This window comes from Marinifilum fragile (genome assembly GCF_963677365.1).
Classification (GTDB): domain Bacteria; phylum Bacteroidota; class Bacteroidia; order Bacteroidales; family Marinifilaceae; genus Marinifilum; species Marinifilum fragile.
In genome coordinates this window covers 2751248-2769899 of the sequence record NZ_OY781962.1, presented here as the reverse complement: position 1 = coordinate 2769899, position 18652 = coordinate 2751248, and the positions used below count along the sequence as shown (strand labels likewise).

The window sequence follows — 18652 nt, the reverse complement described above, 5'->3', positions numbered from 1 at the left end:
TATTTGCTTTTATTGGTTATCAATTTCTTTTAAAAAATCATCTATTGCCTGTAGGTAAGGCTTAGGGTTGTCGTGCATGGTAATATGGGCAGCATTTCCAATTATTGTAAATTTGGCACCTGGAGTCAGGCTTTGAAAGTGTTTTAGAGTTGAAGGAAGCACTTCGTCAAATTCTCCGCTAATGTACAGGCTTGGGATGCTAATGCTTTGAAGTTGATTGATTCGATCGTAATTTTTCAGTGTTCCACTTGCTGTAAACTCACTGGGTCCCCACATGTAGTGGTAAATGTCCATATTTGCCCCGGCAATTGTGCTGTCCATATTCGAATCCCAGGGTAATTTTTTGGCTACAAACTTTCGGTAAAACATACCAATTGCCTCGTTGTATTCCTTGGAGTCGTAATTGCCGCTTTCTTCGCTGGTTTTAATTGCCATTTGTACTGAATCGGGTAGGGTTTGAATCAATTCATTGCAATCTTCCAGCCATTGGGGGATGCTTAATGCCGGACTTGCCAGAATCATTGCTTTTACTTGTTCAGGATGTTTGAGGTAATACTCCATGCCCAGGATTCCTCCCCAGGAATGCCCATACAGGTAAAATTCTTTCAATCTCAGTTCATTCACAAACTGATGGACTTGCTCCACGAATGATTCGATATTCATGAGTGTTGTATCCGCGTGGCGATCGGATCTTCCACAGCCCAATTGATCCAGAAAAATGATGGGTCTGTTTTTGCTTAATTCTGCCAATGGGTTCAAGTAATAGGATGGATAACCGGGGCCACCATGCAGCAATACCAGTGGTGTTTCAGTTCCGCTTCCTACAATTTTATACCATACTTTTCCTCCAGTTACATCAATATATCCCTCACCGGAAGAAAGTTTTGTTTTCGGCTGACATCCCATAACAAGAATTGAAGTCAGGCTGAACAAAACCAATCTTAAAATCCATTTCTTTTTCATATCGCCATTGTTTTATTGATTCTTACTGATCTTTTCTTTTCAGGATGGAAACATTTTGCTTACTCTTGTTCCATCTCTATTTCTGCTTGAAGGTTTGGTAAGGGAAGTTCGCTAACCGGAGCATCCCAAATCACCTGCCACTTTCCTTCTATTTTTTCCCACAAAACCATATAATTGCCTTTATCACTCATTTGAGGGATGGGAGAATTTTCATTGGGCGTAAATTCCAGGCTATACTTTCCAAGTTCGACGGCTATGTTACCGCTAGCTTTCACTTCTACAGCTTCCAACTTAAAATCCCAGGTCCCAAATTGCATCAATTCACTCCACGATTTCTTGTATTCCTCAGCCCCCATTATGGGTTTTTGATTTGGAATCATTTGTATGGAATGCTTTGTGAAAAAAGTGGCAAGGGAATCAACCATTCCTTTTTTGTAGAAGCCCGATATTCTGACATTCTTCTCGTTAATCAGTTTTTTGAGTGCCTCCTTGTCTACACTTTCCTTTTGTATGGAAGTATTGCATCCCAAGACTGAAAGGATGATAATTAAAACAGGTAGAAATCGTATCATCATTACATTGGTTTTAAGTTTTCAATCTAATTCTTCAGGAATTCCAAAACGGATTCTGTCTCACATAGTAATCGGCATTACAATTGGAGATAATACCGATTATTAATTCGTGTGAGCCATTTGTTCGTATTATTCCAAATGCCTAACCAATTGTATATCGGTATTTCAATTTAATATTTCACAGTTTCGCTTAAGGCTTACTCTGAAATTTAAATGGTATAACAAGCTTGCGCAAGTAGGGAAGAGGTTTAAGAATCGTAAGCTTAAATTATTTTATAGTATCCGTTTCCATAGAGACGTTATCAGAAAAATAGAATTTGATTTTCAGTTTACCATCTTCCTTTACCATATATGCACTCTCGAACCACTCATATTTGTGATGTACTTTAGTAGTATCAAATTGCATAATAAAATTTCCGGTGTTGAATAAACTGATATGGGCAGAATTGATATCCGTTGAAATTTTAAGGTCACTCATTTTCCAGTCACTTTCGATAATGGGGAATGAAGATACAAATTCCAGGAACTCATCTTTATTCATCTCTCTTTGTGCTTCATAGATTATAAAATCCTTGGTGATATAATCATCTAATAATTCAGTGGTGTTGTTTTCTTTTTCAAAAGCTTCAAAAAAGCCTTCAATGGTTTTCATTACTTCCGATTCTGAGATTTTTTCTGGTTGAGGAGCACAACTCACCGCGATAACAATTAGTATAAACATTAGTTTTTTCATGGTGGATTTTCTTTGGTGATATACTAATTTAGTAAATTTTTAGATGATATAAAACTCTTAAAATCTATATGTTAACAAGGTGTAATATATCATAATAATATATGAAGATTGATATGTTCTGAATTATTTGCTCGAGTAGATTCATGCTTTCAAGCTTTTCATTTACACAGGCAAGGGATGGGGTGTTGTAATTCAGCTTATTACTTATTTTGCTCTTCGCTTTGATCCGTTTTCTTGAACCAATTCTTAGGATTGAAGTAGGATTTGTATTTCTTAAAGAGCTCTTTACCCACCAATATTCCACCAGACCAAAACAGCACTTCCCCAATAATCAGTGATACTGTGGAAAGGGTAATCTTGGTTTTGGCTTCCAGCTCCATAAAAGGGAATACAGGTATTATCAGAAAGAATGGGATGCAGAGAATGATCAGAATGATTCCCAATTTGATTTGCCAGTTCTTCTTTTTCATGTGATATGTGTTTGCTAATGACTTGAGTATTGGTATTCAATATTGTATTTATCGAACATTTTGGTCAAGTACAAAGTGCTTCCTATCACTCCTGCATTTCCTTCCTGTCCCGAAACAATTCCCACTAAGTAGCCATTTTTATCAATTACGGGAGATCCGCTTGTTCCATAAGGTTTTGTATTGGTTTGCAAGGATTTGGTATAAAAATAATCTCCCAAATTCTTAATGCATTGTAGTTTTATGAATGTAGGCTTATGATTATCTGTTTGATTCATACTCCAACCAATTGCATATACAATCTCATTGGTTTTTACTTGTGAGTACCTGATCTTTAATGGAAACAGTTTATTATTTTGTTCTTCTAATTCAAATAGAATCCAATCTCGAACTTTTAATGTATTGTACTGATCGATTGCTTCGTTTGAGTCTTTGTTAATTAATTGTTTTAGTTTGACTGTTTTTGTTTTGTCATTCTTTGGGTACATATTCCAATACTTAAACTTATTTCCCAAGTCGATAGTTTTTAACCCAAGCTGTTTCTCAAAAACCATAAACAGATGTTTACATGATACTGCAAGTGTATCAGAACCAGTATTCACTAAAAATGAATTTGCAATATCGTAATAGATAGTATCAGAAAAGCCAATTTCGTTGGTTAAAGCAAAATCTGGCCATGATTCAAGGGGCAGATCTGCCCATGATTCTTTTTCAATTTTGGATGAATTTTGGCAGCTGAATATCAGTAATATAATTGCTGCCAGTAAGCTTGATTTATTCATTATGCTTTAATTAGGGGTACCTTCAACAATAGAATCTTTTTTAAGCAACAAAACTTAGACTTTCTCCAACACTAAAGCAATTCCCTGTCCAACGCCAATACACATGGTGCAAAGGGCATACCTGGCATCGGAATGGATCAATTGGTAATAGGCCGATGTGGTGATACGGGCTCCGCTCATTCCCAGTGGATGACCTAAGGCGATGGCTCCACCCAAAGGATTAATGCGTGGGTCATCATCTGCCAAACCCAGTTCGCGAGTGCAACCAAGCGATTGGGCAGCGAAAGCCTCGTTCAATTCAATAATATCCATATCATCCAAATGCAGTCCGGTAAGTTGAAGCACTTTTCTGGTAGCAGGAACGGGGGCCATGCCCATAATTCTTGGCAGAACACCTGCGGTGGCCATGCCCAATATTTTCACTTTAGGAGTGAGATGGTATTTTTTTACTGCCTGTTCGGAAGCCAGTAGCATGGCTGCAGCTCCATCGTTTACTCCCGAAGCATTGCCTGCAGTAATGCATCCGTTGGGTCCTGAAATGGATTTTAAACTTGCCAGTTTTTCCAATGAGGAAAGTCTTGGATGTTCGTCGGTAGAGAAGAGGATGGGATCTGCTTTTCGCTGTGGGATTTCAACAGGAACGATCTCGTGAGCCAAACTTCCATTTTCCTGTGCATTGCGTGCTTTTTCCTGGCTCCATCGTGCAAACTTGTCCTGATCTTCACGGCTGATTGAAAAATCATCGGCAATGTTTTGTGCCGTTTGAATCATGCCTTCGGTACCATACATCTGGTCTAGTTTTTTATTCACAAATCGCCAGCCGATGGTGGTATCTTCCAGTTTGTGGGTACGACCAAATGCGGTCTCTGCTTTTCCCATTACAAATGGTGCTCTCGACATGCTCTCCACGCCTCCGGCCATCATCAAATTTGCTTCCCCGGCTTTTATGGCCCTGGCTGCACTTCCAATGGCATCCATTCCCGATCCGCACAGGCGGTTGATGGTAGCTGCAGGAACCGTTTCGGGGAAACCAGCCAAAAGAGTAGCCATGCGGGCTACGTTTCGGTTGTCTTCTCCTGCCTGATTGGCACAACCCATAAATACGTCATCAATGGCAGCCCAATCCATTTCCGGATTTCTATTCATTAAGGCTTTTAGGGGAATGGCTGCTAAATCATCGGTTCGAACGGAAGCCAGTGTTCCAGCATATTTTCCTACAGGAGTTCTTATGGCATCGCAGATATAAACATTTGTCATCATTAGGCTGTTTTTGTGGGTTGGTTAGCTATCAGAAAACGATTTTGGTTATTTGGCAAACTGATGAATCTCAGCTTTGTATTTCTTAAATCCATTGTATAATGACTGAGAGAGACGATCTACTTCTACCTGTGTGATTGTGGTGGCAAGCATGCAAGCGAAGGTGTTGATCAGAATCAGGTTTTCGTGAAGGAAAAGATAGTCGAGAAGGTCTACAATTACTTTTCTTTCTTCCGGTGCCTGATAGGTTTCACGGTAATTGCGTGGCTGTTCTTGGCGAAAATGTAAACGGAACATTGATCCCGCTCCCGTGATCGCGACAGGAACATCGGCCAATTGAATGGCTTCATGAATTTGTTTTTTTGCAATCTCTGCCATTTTATTGATATTTTCCACTGCCTGCCTGTCGTATAGCTGCATGGCTGTTTTTCCTGCAATCATGGTAACAGGGTTGGCCGAGAATGTGCCTGAATGAGGCTGTTTAATTACTTTTCTCGTGGGATCGAACACCGACATGATTTTTGCGCTACCAGCAATGGCGCCAACAGGAAATCCACCTCCTATGATTTTTCCGAGGGCAGTCATATCGGGCTTTACAGGATACAAATTCTGAGCTCCACTATAGGTTACTCGATAGGTTACCACTTCGTCGAAGACCAGAAGCACCTTGTTTTTTCTGGTCCAATTGTATATTTCCAGCAAAAATTTTTCCTCAATTGGATACATTCCAACCCGATGAGAAATAGGGTCAATCAATACGCAAGCCAGTTCACTTTTATTGGCTTCCAGTAAATTAATCGTTCGTTCAATATCGTTGTAAGGGAATACAACCACATCTTTTTTTACACTTTCGGGTGTGCCATAGGTTACCGGAACCGAATTGGGCTTGTCGATATCCCCCCAATTGTGAGGTTCTGCAATCTGGCTAATTTCCGCAAAATCGTAAGTGCCGTGGTAGGCTCCTTCAGCCTTGGCGATTTTAGGTCGGCCTGTATAAGCCCGAGCTGCTTTTATCATAGACATTACTGCCTCGGTACCTGAGTTCACAAATCGAATTCTTTCGAACTCTTTGTTTCTTTCCACCAATAACTCACCAAACTCTACTTCCACCTCACTTCCCAACGTATAGGCAGTTCCGTTTTGCATTTGTTCTGTTACGGCATCCACAATCACAGGATGAGAGTGCCCATGAATCAAAGATGCCATATTGTTGGCGAAATCTATCCTGGTATTGCCATCGATATCGGTTACATAGCTGCCTTTGGCCTGAGCAACATAAAAAGGATGAGGACGGCGGAAAATGGTATTTCTGCTTACACCACCGGTTATCACTTTTTTTGCTCTTTTGTAGAGCTTTAGGCTTGATTTATAATTTACATTATCAGCATTTTCCATGATGATTTCAGAGTTTAGTTTATTGAAATAGTTTGGCTTCGGTATGTTTCTGTAAATATTCAAAATCAACATTGGGTCCTAGTTTTCTAACAAAAAGGCCTTCTTTTTTTACATCGATTATGGCCAGATTTGTATAAATGCTTTCCACAACGCCTTTTCCGGTTAATGGATAGCTGCATTGATTCAGGATTTTGGGTTTGCCATCTTTGGTGTTGTGTTGTGTAATTACCAGTATTCTTTTTACTCCAGCCACCAAATCCATTGCTCCCCCAACTGCAGGTATGGCATTGGCAGCACCTGTTGACCAGTTGGCCAAATCCCCATTTTTAGAGATTTGCATGGCGCCCAAAACGCATACATCAATATGGCCGCCTCTAATCATGGTAAAGCTATCGGCATGATGGAAAAAACAAGCACCGGGTATGGTAGTCACAGGTTTTTTTCCAGCATTTATCAATTCAGGGTCTTCTTGTCCGGCCATTGGTACAGCTCCCATTCCCAGCAATCCATTTTCGGTCTGGTAGATCAGTTCACGACCACTGGGAACAAAGTCAGCAACCATTTCGGGCATGCCTATTCCGAGGTTCACATAGGAGCCATCGGGAATGTCCATCGCTACATTTTGAGCCATTTCCGTTTTGCTCCAGCCAATTTTTAATTGTTTTTCTACCATGGGTACGTAAGTTTTTGTGCTACCAAATCAGATTCATGGGCAGGATTGGAAACTTCGATAATATGATTCACAAAAATTCCTGGTGTTACCACGATTTCGGGATCTATGATACCTGCCTCAACTACTTTTTTCGCCTGAACAATGCTTGTAGTGGCGGCAGTACACATGATGGGGCCAAAATTGCGTGCGGTGGCATGATAGGTTAAATTGCCATAACGATCGGCCAGTTCGCATTTTACCAGAGAGAAATCGGCTTTAATGCCTCTTTCCAACACATATTCTATTCCGTCAAATACTCTGCATTCCTTGCCTTCTGCCAAAGGAGTATTTACCGAGGCAGGAGTGTAGAAAGCTGGAATTCCAGCTCCACCGGCTCTAATTCTTTCCGCTAAGGTGCCTTGTGGTACGAGTTCCAATTCTATTTCTCCGGCATTGTAGAGTTCTGGAAATACAGTGGAGTTGGCAGTCCTGGGAAAAGAACAGATCATTTTTTTCACTCTTCGTTGTTCAATTAAGGCAGCCAGTCCCACATTTCCACTTCCGGTATTATTGCTCACCACGGTCAAATCTTTTGCTCCCTGATCGATCAAGGCATGAATCAATTCAATGGGGCTGCCGGCTTCACCAAAGCCACTAATCATAATGGTAGCTCCATCGTGAATGTCTTGTACGGCTTCGGCTAACGATTGTACTGTTTTGTTAATCATAGAACAGAAATGGTATGGTTTGAACGATATTCTATTTTCTCTCTAATTGTTTTTCGATGGCCTCTAACTCATCAGTATAGAAATATTTGTCACCTTCAAATGGTTTCAGTTTTTCAATGGTGTTCTGCTGTTCGTCGTAATCTGCCAAATACACCCTGTCCATCCATTCCATGTTCCTGGCTTCGTTGAATTTAAGTGCAAATGCTGTTTTTCCATTCACCTCTACAGTACCCAACATTGAGGCTTTCCCAGCTGATGAGGTCATCGAGATATATCTGGAAGGTCGGCCAACTGATGGAAGACTTCTGTATATTTGGCTAAATACCTTATTGATATCGGCCAATGGTGCAGTGAAGTAGTGGTGTTCTCCCGTTGGTCGCGCATAGTACATGGAATGGAAACCAATGCCCAGCATCATGAGTACATGTCCAAGGTCTATCCAGTTTTGAGCCGATTTATTGATATCAATTCCTCCATTTTCATCAGGGAACAAGCTGATATGTTTCATGATTGGGCTTTGACTTTTAACTGTTATTCCGGCGGCTCGTAATCGTCGAACAGCCGCAATGGTGGTCAGATTCATTAATTCTTTCGGACCAGAGAAATGTCCCATCCAAATTACTTGAATGCCATGGTTGATCAAATCTTTATAGAGTGTCAGAATATCATCAAAGCTCGGCTGGATTATTATTTGAGGATCGTAGGTTAAGCTCCTGGAAGCCATGCGTATGTTTCTGATGTGTGACAATTCGGGATCGGTGATCAATGGCAATAGATATTCCTTTAACCGGGAATAAGGCATTAAGCCTCCATCACCGCCAGTAAGCAAAATATCGGTTACTTCTTTGTGCTTCCGTAGATAATGATGAACCTGATCAATATCCTCCTGTATGAACATGTCTTCATCGCCTCTTACCTGGGCATGGCGGAAACAATAATTGCAGAAAGCAAAACAGCTTTGTGTACTTTTATCAAAAACAAGAAAACATTGCGGATACTTGTGTTGGCTGCCATCCAGAATTTCAAAATCGCCATTCTCATTTTCGAAACAGGCCTTGTTCAACAATTGTTTGCCATCGTGAGGATTGGTATCGTGTATATAATCCTTACAAATTTGTTGCTTTTCCTCTTCCGATTTGGCATTCCTGTATCTTTCCAGTAGTTCAGCTTTCATCATTCCAGGCTGAGGAAATACCAATTGAAATACCAAATCATTTTCGTAGTTCTTCCAGTTTATGGTGTTGAGAACATGCTTGGTTGCCATAAATCGATACACATTAATGAAAAGCTCTCGCTCTTCGATGTAGCCAATATCAATACCATTAGCATTTAGTATAGATATGATTTCTCTGAAACCATCAATGCTTGTATAGCGATTTTTGTTAGAGGTAAACATCGGTGCACTTTCCTCTTTTAAAATAGAGTATTGCGGAAAGCAATGATGCAATTTGTTGATGAGGCTTGCAGGCAATAGCTTTTCTTTCTCGATGATTTGGGCTGCATTTTCATCAATTCCGTGATGAGCAAATTGTTTGGTAAGGTCAATTTTTTCTGAATGTAACATGTAAAACTATTTTAGGATTAATAGTCTGATTTAACTGTAAGAGTATGAACTCCTATACCTATTTCGACCCATCGTTTATTGGCTTTATCGGTATTTGTAATACAAAACAATTTAGATTACAAAGTTTACTGATTTATATAGCAATATAATGGGTTACATGTAATCAAGTTACAACAAAAACTGATATTATTTAAATGCATTTTTTGCAAATAAAAAACCTTCTCTGTGAAACAGAGAAGGTTCAAATTATATTGATGTCAATAACTTACATGAAAGCGCCAATTCCACCTGCAATTGACATGATCAGAAATGCCAAAACGTAGAAGGATAGAATTATAATGCTTAAAATACCAATAAACTTGTAGTGCTTTTTTAAAAATTTAAATGCCAGGCTTAATTGTTCACTGTCTTCACTGTAAATGGCAGTTTTTGAGTGTTTCGAGAATTTGTATAGGTAAAAAATTGGGAAGAAGTACAATGCACCTAATAGTAAATAGAACACTCCAATTATTATTCCACTTCCCATAAAAGGTAAGTTATCTCCGGCCATAGCACCAAACATAGTTGCCATAAAAATTGCGGCAATTATAAGTATTCCCAGAAAAACAAATCCAAGTATGGAAAAAAACATGGTCCATTTGCGGGTTTCGTTGAGGTAAATTACCGATTGTGCCGTTAGCTCGATTGGCTTGGCTTCTCTTCCTTCGTTATTTTGCATGTTTAAAGGGTTTTGTTAATTTTTTTTATCAGCTTAAAATAATTATTTCTTTTTTATTTTCGATGATAATTGGGGGATGTTTCAGTAAAATTGCTATCATTTTAAAATGCTTTGGATAAAATGACTAAGTAGTGTAAATAAATGCTTACCTTGCAGAACCTTTTTGTCTTGAGCGAAGTAGGCCAAACTATTATCTGAATCGATTCATTAAGGTTTTATTAATCATTAATGTATCACTAAAAATTTTATGGGAAGATCGCAAGAGACGTATAACAAAAAAGAGAAAGAGAAAAGAAAACTGCAGAAAAGAAAAGAGAAAGAAGCTCGAAAAGAGGCTCGTAAAGAAGCAGGTGGAAAAAGTAGCTTGGATGACATGATCGCTTATGTAGATGAGTTTGGAAACATCACATCAACACCACCAGATCCTGCCAAGAAAAAGGAAGAGATTAATGCGGAAGACATTGTACTAGGAGCCAGAAATAGTGGTGACTTTGAAGAAGAGGAAGGAAAGAAACAAGGTGTTGTGAGTTTCTTCAACGAATCAAAAGGTTTCGGTTTTATTAAAGATTCAAATACGGGTGAGAGTATTTTTGTACACGTAAATGGATTGGTAGATACCATTAAGGAGAACGATAAGGTAGAGTTTGATACCGAGCGTGGACCTAAAGGAATGAATGCCGTTAATGTTACTCTAAAAAAGTAACTTTCAAATTATATTTCATATCAGTACACTAGTACCTGATATAAGATTTAGACAATAAAAAAAGCACCTCTAGGGGTGCTTTTTCAATTTCTTATAAAGGTGTAGCGATTATTCAATCACTCTTACATTTACTGCGTTTAAACCTTTTCTTCCATTTTCAACATCGTATTCAACTTTGTCGTTTTCTCTGATTTCATCAACAAGACCTGATACGTGTACGAAAACATCATCACTTTGATCAGCTGGTTTGATAAAACCGAAACCTTTTGATTCGTTAAAGAATTTTACTGTTCCTTCCATTGTAATTAAATTAAAATAATAATTTGAAATAAGTCTTTCTTAATAACTCCCGTATGATCCTGTTAATTTAAATTCCGGGAATGGAATGAATAGTAACAAATAATATTGAAATTAAAAGAGTCGATCATCAACCGACCTATGACTTAATATCCTGCCAAAGGTAGGTAAAAAAATGATACTTGAAAGAAAAAAAAAATAATTTGACGAATTTATAAAGATTAGATAATGAGTAGGTTGAAAAACTAAGTGGCTGTAGTTGCCCATTCTTTGCCTAAAATGGCATAAATTACATCATCCACCCACTGTCCATTTATTAAAATACTTTCCTTAAAATGAGCTTCTTTCCTAAAACCAAGTTTTTCTATTAATAGGATTGAGGGAGTGTTTAGTGGATCAACCGATGCGATAATTCTGTGCTTTTTAAGATTACAAAATAAATGGGTTATTATCGCACTAGCAGCTTCTTTTGCATAACCTTTGCGATGATGTTTTTTGTTAATGGTACATCCAATTTCTACCTGATGCTCGTCGCCATCCAGAAAATGAACCCCAAAATCACCAATCATTTCATTCGAATCTTGCAGTATTATTGCAAATTGGTACCATGTTCCGGGTTCGTTAAATTCTTTGGCAATCCTATTTTTTATAAAGTGCTGGCAATCTTCCAATGCGTACGGAATCCAACCTTGGTATTTGTTGGTTTCCACATCCGATCGGTAGGAGTAGAAAGCTTTGTCATGCTTCATCTCCAATTTTTCAAGCACCAGGCGTTTTGTTTCAAGTTTCATTTCTGATAACTGTTTACTGATCATCGTTCACTTTTATTTGTCTAACTCTCCAAATACTCTTTTTAGAATATTGCTGACACGCTTTAAAGGATCTTTTCGGATTTGCTTTTCTTCTTCTGCCACTTTTAAAAACAAGGCATCCAAAGCTTTTTGAGTAACATAGTCGTCCAGTTTTGTATTTACAGGTTCAAGATTGGCCAGTTTTCCGGCAAAACTGCCTGCTACCTTATTGTAATTGTTGGTAAGCAAATCCCATGATTCGTTGGTAGAGATGTTCGCAACCAGTTTTTTATCAAGCGATGCTTTTACTTTAGGCATAAATAAATCCTTTAGCTTGTCGGATGTTTTGCCTTTTAGATATTGGGTTGCGGCATCATTATTTCCTTTCAGGATGCCAAAAGCATCTGCAATGGTCATTTCTGAAATTGCAGATGCAAAAATAGGAACAGCTTCTTTTACCGCATCTTCAGCAGCTCGGTTCAATCTGATTTCTACCTTTTCGATTAAATCCTTTCCGCCAGGTATCATGCTGATATTCTTGGATATTTTTTGAGCTTCGGGAGGAAGAAGAATTTTTACCAATTCATCTTTGTAAAAGCCATCTTCTACCGATAGAATATTGGCTGCATTAACACTTCCTACTTTCAGGGCTTCTTTCAATCCTGCAGAAACTTCACTATCGGTTAGAGGTTTGTATTGTTCCAAATTGTATTGATCCATTACGGCTTGCATTTCGGCACAAGACCAAAACATTGTAGAGATTATTATGAAATAAAGGTACTTTTTCATTCTGAAATTAAATTTTGGTATGTAGTAATAATTGAAGTTCGAAGGTATCAAAAATTGAAACAATAAAAAATCCCTTGAGTTAGCAAGGGATTTAAATCTACAGGGGATAGATTTATGAACAGGGGATTATTTAGTTAGTGCTTCCATAAAATCTTCTACATCACCAGGAGTACTCATTATTTTCATAAAAGTACCCATGGTAAGTTCTGGCCAGTACAAAGCAAAACGGTATTTTCCATGTAGCATGGTAACTTCTTTGTCCTGAAGGATGATTTCATATGGCATAGCAGCAATGTGGTCTTCACCAATAATCGGTAGGAAATGTTTTTCACCATTTTCCTGATCAAGCAATCCTACACCGAATACAGCAATTTTTTCATTTTTAAATACTTGTTCGTAAATCAACTTGGTATTTTCTTTTCCAGTATTTAGGTTGTTACGTATTTTCTCCACTCCAGCTTCAAAACTTTCAAACTCGCAAAGTTCTACCGGATCTTTAAAATAAGGCATCATTATTTTATAGTGATACTTCTTTAACGAAGCAGCTTTAATTTCTCCACCAAAAGCTGTGAATTCACTTCCGAAATTTCCAAGAGCACTTTTTACATCTGCAGTAATTTTAGTATAGGTATTCTTGTCAGTTTCGTAATTGCTTAAGTAAGCACAAAACATATATTCAGGATTCAGCATGCTTATTGCAGTTTGTTGTCCTTTTTTTACCAAGCCAACTTTTAATACGCTTGCCAATGCACCTCTGTCTGTTGATTGTAAGCATAGATTCTGTAAATCATTTCTTGTAAAGCAAATAACATGCAAGTTGTTGTTTGATTCGGGAGCATATTCACCAACAATTTTAAAATCATTAGCCTGAAGTTGGGTTTTGATTTCTTCAGATAATGCAGATATCGATTCATCGGATGTTCCAATCTTAAAGAATGGAGAAAGTTCAAATTCTTGAGCAATACTAGCCTGATTAATAACAAATAAAGCTAGTAATAATAGTAAGTTCCTCATTTGATTAGTTTTTTGTAATTATAAAGATGTTTAGAGATCACAATATATAAATATGAAAACATATAGAAGGTGTTATGTCGTATTTTTACTATGATTAGCGATTGTATTGAATTTAATTTGTGACAGATGTGCCTTAAATATTAGGATGTAGAGCTATTTGAATTAAAATTAAATTGTGTTGTGAATACTTTGTGGCTTCATCTATTTTTCGGAAATTTAATCTTCCAAACCAAAAGAAATAGGTAAATGAAATGGTTACTACTAATAACTAGCCGAATTAAGGAGGATAAGAAGAGGTTTTTGAACAGCCAGGAATCTCTTCATGAGCTATGGAATTGGATTTCTCATTTGGCAGGAGTTTTCTTTGTAATTCCTGCTGGAACCTGGTTGATGTATCAGGCATGGGAAACTCAAAACTGGAAAGGACTATTGGCTGTTTTTATTTTTCTTCTAGGGTTTCTGTTGCTTTATTTTTCTTCTGCATTGTATCATTATATGGTGGATCATCCCAAAAGGAGCATGTTTAGAAAAATTGATCACATTAGCATATTTGTGATGATTGCCGGAACATATACACCCTTTCTGGTAATTTACCTGGATGATATGGTAGGGAAAATCTACTTGGTAATTTTATGGGTTTTGGTAGGGTTTGGCATCGTGTACAAACTGTTTTTATTGGGGAGATATAAATGGATTTCTCTGCTGATGTATTTGTTTATGGGCTATATCCTTGTTTTTAACTTTGATGCATTTAGTGCGGTTCTGCCTACCTTAAGTTTGCAGTGGATTATCATTGGCGGTGTGTTTTACACCCTTGGCGTAATATTTTACGTTTGGAAAAAATTGCCTTTTAATCATTTTATTTGGCACTTGTTTGTGTTTGGGGGAAGTTTATCGCATTTTGTCGCGGTTTATTATGCAATTCAGTAAGACTTTGGGAGTTGATTTGATGGAAAAATTAAAAAGACCTTCCCGTAGGAAAGTCTTTTCAATTGTTAGTTTTTGGGCAGTTAGCAGATTCTACAATTTTTAACATACCAAGATACTGGGTGTTCTCTCTTTTCAACCAATTCCTGAATAATTTTTCGATTATCCCATACGGCACAGCACGAAGTGGTTTGATTTAAAGCTTTGATCAGTCTCGACCAATTATCCATGATTTCCATAGTCAATAGGCTTTCATACTCTTTGAAAACACTAATGGCAGATGATCCACAGAAATGTAATCTTTCTTCAATAGATTTTAATTTGTCATTTTTTGTGAAGATGTGATCACCAACTTTAAAATAATCCTCTTCGTTTAGTTGTAAAGTTACTTTAAGATCAATTGTAGTCATAGTTCGTTAATTTAGGTTAGAATTTGCTTCTTTTTTTCTGTATTTAAAATAGGGTTTGTGCTCTTATTTTACTGATATAATGATCTTTTCTAAAATTAAGCAATTTTGCAATACTGAAAAAATAAAAATTATTAAAGAACAATTTCATTATTTGAAAGCATAAAAAAAGCCCCCCGAAGGGAGCCTTGATCATATGTAGTTGTGATTTTGTACTACTCTTCAATCTTTTCCAACTGTACAGTAAAATGTCTCATAATTGGAGCTTCATCAACAATTTTGAAACCATGTTTGATTTCGTGTCTGCGATCGTAAACATTTTTAAGAGCTGCTGCAATAACATCCATATGGTTGTTGGTGTAGGTTCTTCTTGGTATAGCTAAACGCAACAATTCCAAATTTGGATAACGATTTTCTCTGGTTTCAGGATCTCTATCTGCTAAGATGGTTCCAATTTCAACACCGCGAATACCAGCTTCCAAATACAATTCACATCCTAAAGTTTGTGCTTGGAATTCTTCTTTCGGAATGTGAGATAAAATTTTCTTAGCATCTACGAAAATAGCGTGACCACCTATTGGTTTCTGGAATGGAATTCCATACTCTTCCAATTTGCCACCAAGGTATTCTACCTGCTTGATACGAGTTTCCAAATAGTCAAACTCGGTACCTTCATCTAAACCTTGAGCCAATGCATTCATGTCACGACCTGACATACCTCCATAAGTAACATATCCTTCGAACATGATATTATAAGTAGATGCTTTTTTCCAAAGTTCTTCGCTCTTCATACCAATGAAACCACCCATGTTCACAATTGCATCTTTTTTAGAACTCATAGTTGCCATATCAGCATAAGAATACATTTCCAGTACAATTTCTTTGATTGTTTTGTCAGCATAACCTTCTTCACGAGTTTTGATGAAGTAAGCATTCTCAGCAAAACGAGCAGAGTCGAAACATACAGGAACTTCATATTTATCTGCTAATTCTTTAACAGCCTTAATGTTTGCCATAGAAACAGGCTGACCTCCAGATGTGTTACATGTAACCGTAACAATGATCATAGGAATTTGTTCTTTTGGATAAGTTGAAAGAACAGACTCTAATTTTACAAGGTCAAGATTTCCTTTAAATGGGTGATCAATTTCAGTATCGAAAGCTTCGTCAATGGTACAATCGATAGCTTTTGCTTTTCTAAACTCGATATGGCCTTTGGTAGTGTCGAAATGAGAGTTTCCTGGTACAACATCGCCATCTTTTACCAAAACAGAGAACAATACATTCTCAGCAGCACGTCCTTGGTGAGTAGGCAAGAAGTGATCAAAACCCAAGATGTTTTTTAATGCTTCTTTCATGTTGTAGTATGAACGAGCACCTGCATAACTTTCGTCACCCAACATCATTGCCGACCATTGTTTGTCACTCATTGCTCCTGTACCTGAGTCGGTCAATAAGTCAATAAAAACGTGGTCGCTTTTAAGGTTAAATAAGTTGTAGTTGGCATCTTTTAACCATTGTTCTCTTTCTTCACGAGTACTTCTTCTGATGGTTTCAACCATCTTAATTTTGTATGATTCTGCAAATGGAATTTCCATGATATTTTTTATTTAATTGCTTAATATTTTGTTCGTTACTGGTATTGGCTTTTGTACGATTTATGATGCCTCAAAATACTTGTAGGTATTACAAATCAATCAATTACATTGTTGTGATATTGAGTTAGCCAAATAATGAAATACAGATATGCAATAAGAACTGACCTGATGTAGTAATCTGATCAAAGAATCGTTATTAAATATTGTATTGAAAAAATGGGACAAGGAATGCCCTGAGACGGATTAGAAGTGAAACTCGTCTCTGTTTTTGATGTTAAGGTAGACTTTGTGTGTCAGTTTAGGAAGTTGATATTTAATTTCCATGCTTTCTGATTTTTCTACTGTTGGCAAAATTATAACTTTTTAACTTGAAACAAAAATTAAGGGCTAAAAATATGCAAACGATTGAATTGTGAAACCTTCAAACAAATCCCATTTCGGTCTGTTTTTTGAGTAGATTGCCAGCATAAATGCTTTTAAGAACAAAATAAAATTGACATTTTTGCACAAACCAAATATCATAGGATTGTATTTGGTTAGTGTATGTTCCAAAAGCCCGTATTATTAATCCGAACAGAGCTACGCCCAATGATTCGATTTTTTCTTGTATTGCTGATTGTTATTCAGCCATTTGTTTTGTTGTCTCAAAATAAGACACAGTTGCAGAAAGACTCTTTGCTTCTGGATACCATTCGATTAGAAGAGTCGGCTTATAAGATAAGACACAATGCAGCCGATTCGATGAAGCACTTTATGCACGATACCGTTTTGCATCCCATAAAAGATCCTTTGAATCACATTGAAAATGTTGGATTCAGGTTTATTGTACGTGAACTTGCAGCTGACTATGCGCCAAAACAGTATCAAACCGATTCTGTTCGAGATGCGGTAAATACACTTCTTCAGTATGTGGGGAATGATAGCATTCGTAATATGGTTTTTTACCTAAAAGATTATATCGAAAAGAGAAAAACAGAGGAAGCTTTAAAGGAAGTTAAAAAGCAAATTGAGCTTGAGAAAGTCTTAAGTTACCAGCCAGATTTGCCTGAGATTAAGGAAGCGGTTAGGTCTGAAACCTGGAAGACTGAAGCTTTGAATGAACTTTATAATTACGTGGAGCATGATCCGGTGCATCAATGGATTAGAGAAATTAGTCGAGATTCTGTGTTTCTTGGGGTTCGTAACTTTATGAATGATTCTATAAAGTTTTGGATTAACAATGGAAAACAAGATTATAAGAGATTTTGGCTGAAAAAGAACAAACGTGATTCTATTGGTATCTGGATACAGAATACATCAGATCGATCGGTGAGAATCTTGGTTGATGATGATGTTTACCAGCAATCGGTGCAACGTTCAAAAGTACGAGGGACAAGGGTATTGTTAGAGAAAAAGGAACGTGCTGATCAATATGCATTGGCTAAACTGGGTAAATACAAACGCTATTCTCAAATTTGGAAAGCAGGGGCGACAATTGGTATGGCTTTTAATCAAGGTCATGTAAGTGATAGTTGGTCTAGAGGAGGAGAGAGTTCCATGGCGACTAGTTCAACACTTGAGGCATTTGCAAATTTCAAAAAGGGAAATCATACATGGGACAACAGTCTGAAAGTAAAATATGGATTGTTAAAATCAGGTGAGGATGGATTTAGAAAGAACGAAGATAGAGTTGAGTTAAATACCAAGTACGGACAAAAAGCGGTGAAGAATTGGTACTATTCTGCTCAGTTCAATTTAAAAACGCAAATGGTAAAAGGCTACTCTTATCCAAATGATAGTCCACGTGTGTTGAAATCAAACTTTTTTGCTCCAGCTTACATTATTGCTTCTGTCGGTATGGATTACAAACCCAATAAGAATTTTTCGGTTCTGCTTTCGCCACTTTCAGCCAAATACACAATCGTTAAGGATACCGCAAATATCGATCAAACAGCTTTTGGTGTTGACAAAGACAAGAAAATTAAAAAAGAGGTGGGTTCGTATGTGAACCTTTCTCATAAATTGAAATTTTGGGAAGATTTAGAATTGATCAATAAGCTTACGCTTTATTCAAATTATAGCGAAAAGCCTAAGAATGTAGATGTAGATTGGGAAGTGAGTCTAACCATGCCAATAAATCAGTATCTGCTATCGAAATTCTCAACCCATTTAATTTCTGACGATGATACGGGATCTAAAGTGCAGTTTAAAGAGAACTTTTCTATTGGGATTAGTTACCGATTTTAAATCAATTTAAAAATGGTAGAAATACCCATTTTTGTATTGAGGAGAGGTAATTTGTTGTGTTTTTAAACC

The 18652-nt window shown here is 37.3% G+C and carries 20 protein-coding genes; 3 read left to right on the top strand and 17 right to left on the bottom strand.

Annotated features, from left to right (window positions below; all coding sequences use genetic code 11):
- Nucleotides 1–9 precede the first annotated feature (9 nt).
- From ACKPCA_RS10990 to ACKPCA_RS10940, 11 genes are all read right to left on the bottom strand, one after another.
- Nucleotides 10–963, bottom strand: coding sequence for a proline iminopeptidase-family hydrolase (locus tag ACKPCA_RS10990; RefSeq protein ID WP_321279149.1), 954 nt, complete (start codon nucleotides 961–963; stop codon nucleotides 10–12).
- Nucleotides 964–1022: 59 nt separating this feature from the next.
- Nucleotides 1023–1535: a YybH family protein gene (locus ACKPCA_RS10985; RefSeq protein WP_321279148.1), complete on the bottom strand. Its 513-nt coding sequence runs from the start codon at nucleotides 1533–1535 to the stop codon at nucleotides 1023–1025.
- A gap of 268 nt (nucleotides 1536–1803) precedes the next feature.
- A complete protein-coding gene (locus ACKPCA_RS10980; RefSeq protein ID WP_321279147.1) occupies nucleotides 1804–2268 on the bottom strand; it encodes a hypothetical protein in 465 nt (154 codons plus the stop codon).
- A 200-nt stretch (nucleotides 2269–2468) separates the two neighbouring features.
- Nucleotides 2469–2738, bottom strand: a complete 270-nt coding sequence (locus ACKPCA_RS10975; protein ID WP_321279145.1) for a transporter suffix domain-containing protein — start codon at nucleotides 2736–2738, stop codon at nucleotides 2469–2471.
- A gap of 14 nt (nucleotides 2739–2752) precedes the next feature.
- Nucleotides 2753–3517 carry a S1 family peptidase gene (locus ACKPCA_RS10970; protein WP_321279143.1) on the bottom strand — a complete coding sequence of 255 codons (765 nt, stop codon included), beginning with the start codon at nucleotides 3515–3517 and terminating at the stop codon, nucleotides 2753–2755.
- A gap of 54 nt (nucleotides 3518–3571) precedes the next feature.
- Nucleotides 3572–4777, bottom strand: a complete 1206-nt coding sequence (gene pcaF / locus ACKPCA_RS10965; RefSeq protein ID WP_321279142.1) for a 3-oxoadipyl-CoA thiolase — start codon at nucleotides 4775–4777, stop codon at nucleotides 3572–3574.
- A 45-nt stretch (nucleotides 4778–4822) separates the two neighbouring features.
- Nucleotides 4823–6241, bottom strand: a complete 1419-nt coding sequence (locus tag ACKPCA_RS10960) for an aspartate aminotransferase family protein (protein WP_321279140.1) — start codon at nucleotides 6239–6241, stop codon at nucleotides 4823–4825.
- Nucleotides 6189–6842 (bottom strand): 3-oxoacid CoA-transferase subunit B, encoded by a 654-nt coding sequence (locus ACKPCA_RS10955; RefSeq protein ID WP_321279139.1) that lies wholly within the window; start codon nucleotides 6840–6842, stop codon nucleotides 6189–6191. Before ACKPCA_RS10955 ends, ACKPCA_RS10960 begins: the two co-directional genes overlap by 53 nt.
- A complete protein-coding gene (locus ACKPCA_RS10950; protein ID WP_321279138.1) occupies nucleotides 6836–7549 on the bottom strand; it encodes a 3-oxoacid CoA-transferase subunit A in 714 nt (237 codons plus the stop codon). Before ACKPCA_RS10950 ends, ACKPCA_RS10955 begins: the two co-directional genes overlap by 7 nt.
- Nucleotides 7550–7580: 31 nt before the next feature.
- The gene (locus ACKPCA_RS10945) at nucleotides 7581–9113 is read right to left on the bottom strand and encodes a hypothetical protein (protein WP_321279137.1); all 1533 of its coding nucleotides are present in this window, start codon (nucleotides 9111–9113) and stop codon (nucleotides 7581–7583) included.
- Nucleotides 9114–9378: 265 nt separating this feature from the next.
- Complete coding sequence (locus ACKPCA_RS10940) at nucleotides 9379–9831, bottom strand: DUF5362 family protein (RefSeq protein ID WP_054722353.1); 453 nt, start codon at nucleotides 9829–9831, stop codon at nucleotides 9379–9381.
- 247 nt (nucleotides 9832–10078) lie between these two features.
- Between ACKPCA_RS10940 and ACKPCA_RS10935 the strand changes: the two genes are divergently transcribed.
- Nucleotides 10079–10534, top strand: a complete 456-nt coding sequence (locus ACKPCA_RS10935; RefSeq protein WP_054722355.1) for a cold-shock protein — start codon at nucleotides 10079–10081, stop codon at nucleotides 10532–10534.
- A 108-nt stretch (nucleotides 10535–10642) separates the two neighbouring features.
- Here the strand turns inward: ACKPCA_RS10935 and ACKPCA_RS10930 are convergent, their stop codons facing one another.
- From ACKPCA_RS10930 to ACKPCA_RS10915, 4 genes are all read right to left on the bottom strand, one after another.
- Nucleotides 10643–10834, bottom strand: coding sequence for a cold-shock protein (locus ACKPCA_RS10930; RefSeq protein WP_054722357.1), 192 nt, complete (start codon nucleotides 10832–10834; stop codon nucleotides 10643–10645).
- 242 nt (nucleotides 10835–11076) lie between these two features.
- Complete coding sequence (locus tag ACKPCA_RS10925) at nucleotides 11077–11622, bottom strand: GNAT family N-acetyltransferase (protein ID WP_321279136.1); 546 nt, start codon at nucleotides 11620–11622, stop codon at nucleotides 11077–11079.
- A gap of 33 nt (nucleotides 11623–11655) precedes the next feature.
- Nucleotides 11656–12411, bottom strand: coding sequence for a DUF4197 domain-containing protein (locus tag ACKPCA_RS10920; protein ID WP_321279134.1), 756 nt, complete (start codon nucleotides 12409–12411; stop codon nucleotides 11656–11658).
- 126 nt (nucleotides 12412–12537) lie between these two features.
- A complete protein-coding gene (locus ACKPCA_RS10915; protein WP_321279133.1) occupies nucleotides 12538–13425 on the bottom strand; it encodes a hypothetical protein in 888 nt (295 codons plus the stop codon).
- A gap of 246 nt (nucleotides 13426–13671) precedes the next feature.
- Between ACKPCA_RS10915 and trhA the strand changes: the two genes are divergently transcribed.
- The gene (gene trhA, locus ACKPCA_RS10910) at nucleotides 13672–14355 is read left to right on the top strand and encodes a PAQR family membrane homeostasis protein TrhA (protein ID WP_321279132.1); all 684 of its coding nucleotides are present in this window, start codon (nucleotides 13672–13674) and stop codon (nucleotides 14353–14355) included.
- Nucleotides 14356–14435: 80 nt separating this feature from the next.
- On the opposite strand, the gene ACKPCA_RS10905 is transcribed toward trhA, so the two are convergent.
- Nucleotides 14436–14762, bottom strand: coding sequence for a hypothetical protein (locus ACKPCA_RS10905; protein ID WP_054722366.1), 327 nt, complete (start codon nucleotides 14760–14762; stop codon nucleotides 14436–14438).
- A 212-nt stretch (nucleotides 14763–14974) separates the two neighbouring features.
- Nucleotides 14975–16357 carry a tryptophanase gene (locus ACKPCA_RS10900; protein ID WP_321279131.1) on the bottom strand — a complete coding sequence of 461 codons (1383 nt, stop codon included), beginning with the start codon at nucleotides 16355–16357 and terminating at the stop codon, nucleotides 14975–14977.
- 588 nt (nucleotides 16358–16945) lie between these two features.
- Between ACKPCA_RS10900 and ACKPCA_RS10895 the strand changes: the two genes are divergently transcribed.
- Nucleotides 16946–18583 (top strand): DUF3078 domain-containing protein, encoded by a 1638-nt coding sequence (locus tag ACKPCA_RS10895; RefSeq protein ID WP_321279129.1) that lies wholly within the window; start codon nucleotides 16946–16948, stop codon nucleotides 18581–18583.
- Nucleotides 18584–18652: the final 69 nt, after the last annotated feature.

Excerpts from the sequence above, each read along its gene's own strand:
- ACKPCA_RS10990 (WP_321279149.1), bottom strand. The coding sequence starts at position 963 with ATGAAAAAGAAATGGATTTTAAGATTGGTTTTGTTCAGCCTGACTTCA.
- trhA (WP_321279132.1), top strand. The coding sequence starts at position 13,672 with ATGAAATGGTTACTACTAATAACTAGCCGAATTAAGGAGGATAAGAAG.
- ACKPCA_RS10970 (WP_321279143.1), bottom strand. The coding sequence starts at position 3,517 with ATGAATAAATCAAGCTTACTGGCAGCAATTATATTACTGATATTCAGC.
- ACKPCA_RS10930 (WP_054722357.1), bottom strand. The coding sequence starts at position 10,834 with ATGGAAGGAACAGTAAAATTCTTTAACGAATCAAAAGGTTTCGGTTTT.
- ACKPCA_RS10980 (WP_321279147.1), bottom strand. The coding sequence starts at position 2,268 with ATGAAAAAACTAATGTTTATACTAATTGTTATCGCGGTGAGTTGTGCT.
- ACKPCA_RS10915 (WP_321279133.1), bottom strand. The coding sequence starts at position 13,425 with ATGAGGAACTTACTATTATTACTAGCTTTATTTGTTATTAATCAGGCT.
- ACKPCA_RS10905 (WP_054722366.1), bottom strand. The coding sequence starts at position 14,762 with ATGACTACAATTGATCTTAAAGTAACTTTACAACTAAACGAAGAGGAT.
- pcaF (WP_321279142.1), bottom strand. The coding sequence starts at position 4,777 with ATGATGACAAATGTTTATATCTGCGATGCCATAAGAACTCCTGTAGGA.
- ACKPCA_RS10900 (WP_321279131.1), bottom strand. The coding sequence starts at position 16,357 with ATGGAAATTCCATTTGCAGAATCATACAAAATTAAGATGGTTGAAACC.
- ACKPCA_RS10945 (WP_321279137.1), bottom strand. The coding sequence starts at position 9,113 with ATGTTACATTCAGAAAAAATTGACCTTACCAAACAATTTGCTCATCAC.
- ACKPCA_RS10955 (WP_321279139.1), bottom strand. The coding sequence starts at position 6,842 with ATGGTAGAAAAACAATTAAAAATTGGCTGGAGCAAAACGGAAATGGCT.
- ACKPCA_RS10935 (WP_054722355.1), top strand. The coding sequence starts at position 10,079 with ATGGGAAGATCGCAAGAGACGTATAACAAAAAAGAGAAAGAGAAAAGA.
- ACKPCA_RS10950 (WP_321279138.1), bottom strand. The coding sequence starts at position 7,549 with ATGATTAACAAAACAGTACAATCGTTAGCCGAAGCCGTACAAGACATT.
- ACKPCA_RS10895 (WP_321279129.1), top strand. The coding sequence starts at position 16,946 with ATGATTCGATTTTTTCTTGTATTGCTGATTGTTATTCAGCCATTTGTT.
- ACKPCA_RS10920 (WP_321279134.1), bottom strand. The coding sequence starts at position 12,411 with ATGAAAAAGTACCTTTATTTCATAATAATCTCTACAATGTTTTGGTCT.
- ACKPCA_RS10925 (WP_321279136.1), bottom strand. The coding sequence starts at position 11,622 with ATGAAACTTGAAACAAAACGCCTGGTGCTTGAAAAATTGGAGATGAAG.
- ACKPCA_RS10975 (WP_321279145.1), bottom strand. The coding sequence starts at position 2,738 with ATGAAAAAGAAGAACTGGCAAATCAAATTGGGAATCATTCTGATCATT.
- ACKPCA_RS10960 (WP_321279140.1), bottom strand. The coding sequence starts at position 6,241 with ATGTTGATTTTGAATATTTACAGAAACATACCGAAGCCAAACTATTTC.
- ACKPCA_RS10940 (WP_054722353.1), bottom strand. The coding sequence starts at position 9,831 with ATGCAAAATAACGAAGGAAGAGAAGCCAAGCCAATCGAGCTAACGGCA.
- ACKPCA_RS10985 (WP_321279148.1), bottom strand. The coding sequence starts at position 1,535 with ATGATACGATTTCTACCTGTTTTAATTATCATCCTTTCAGTCTTGGGA.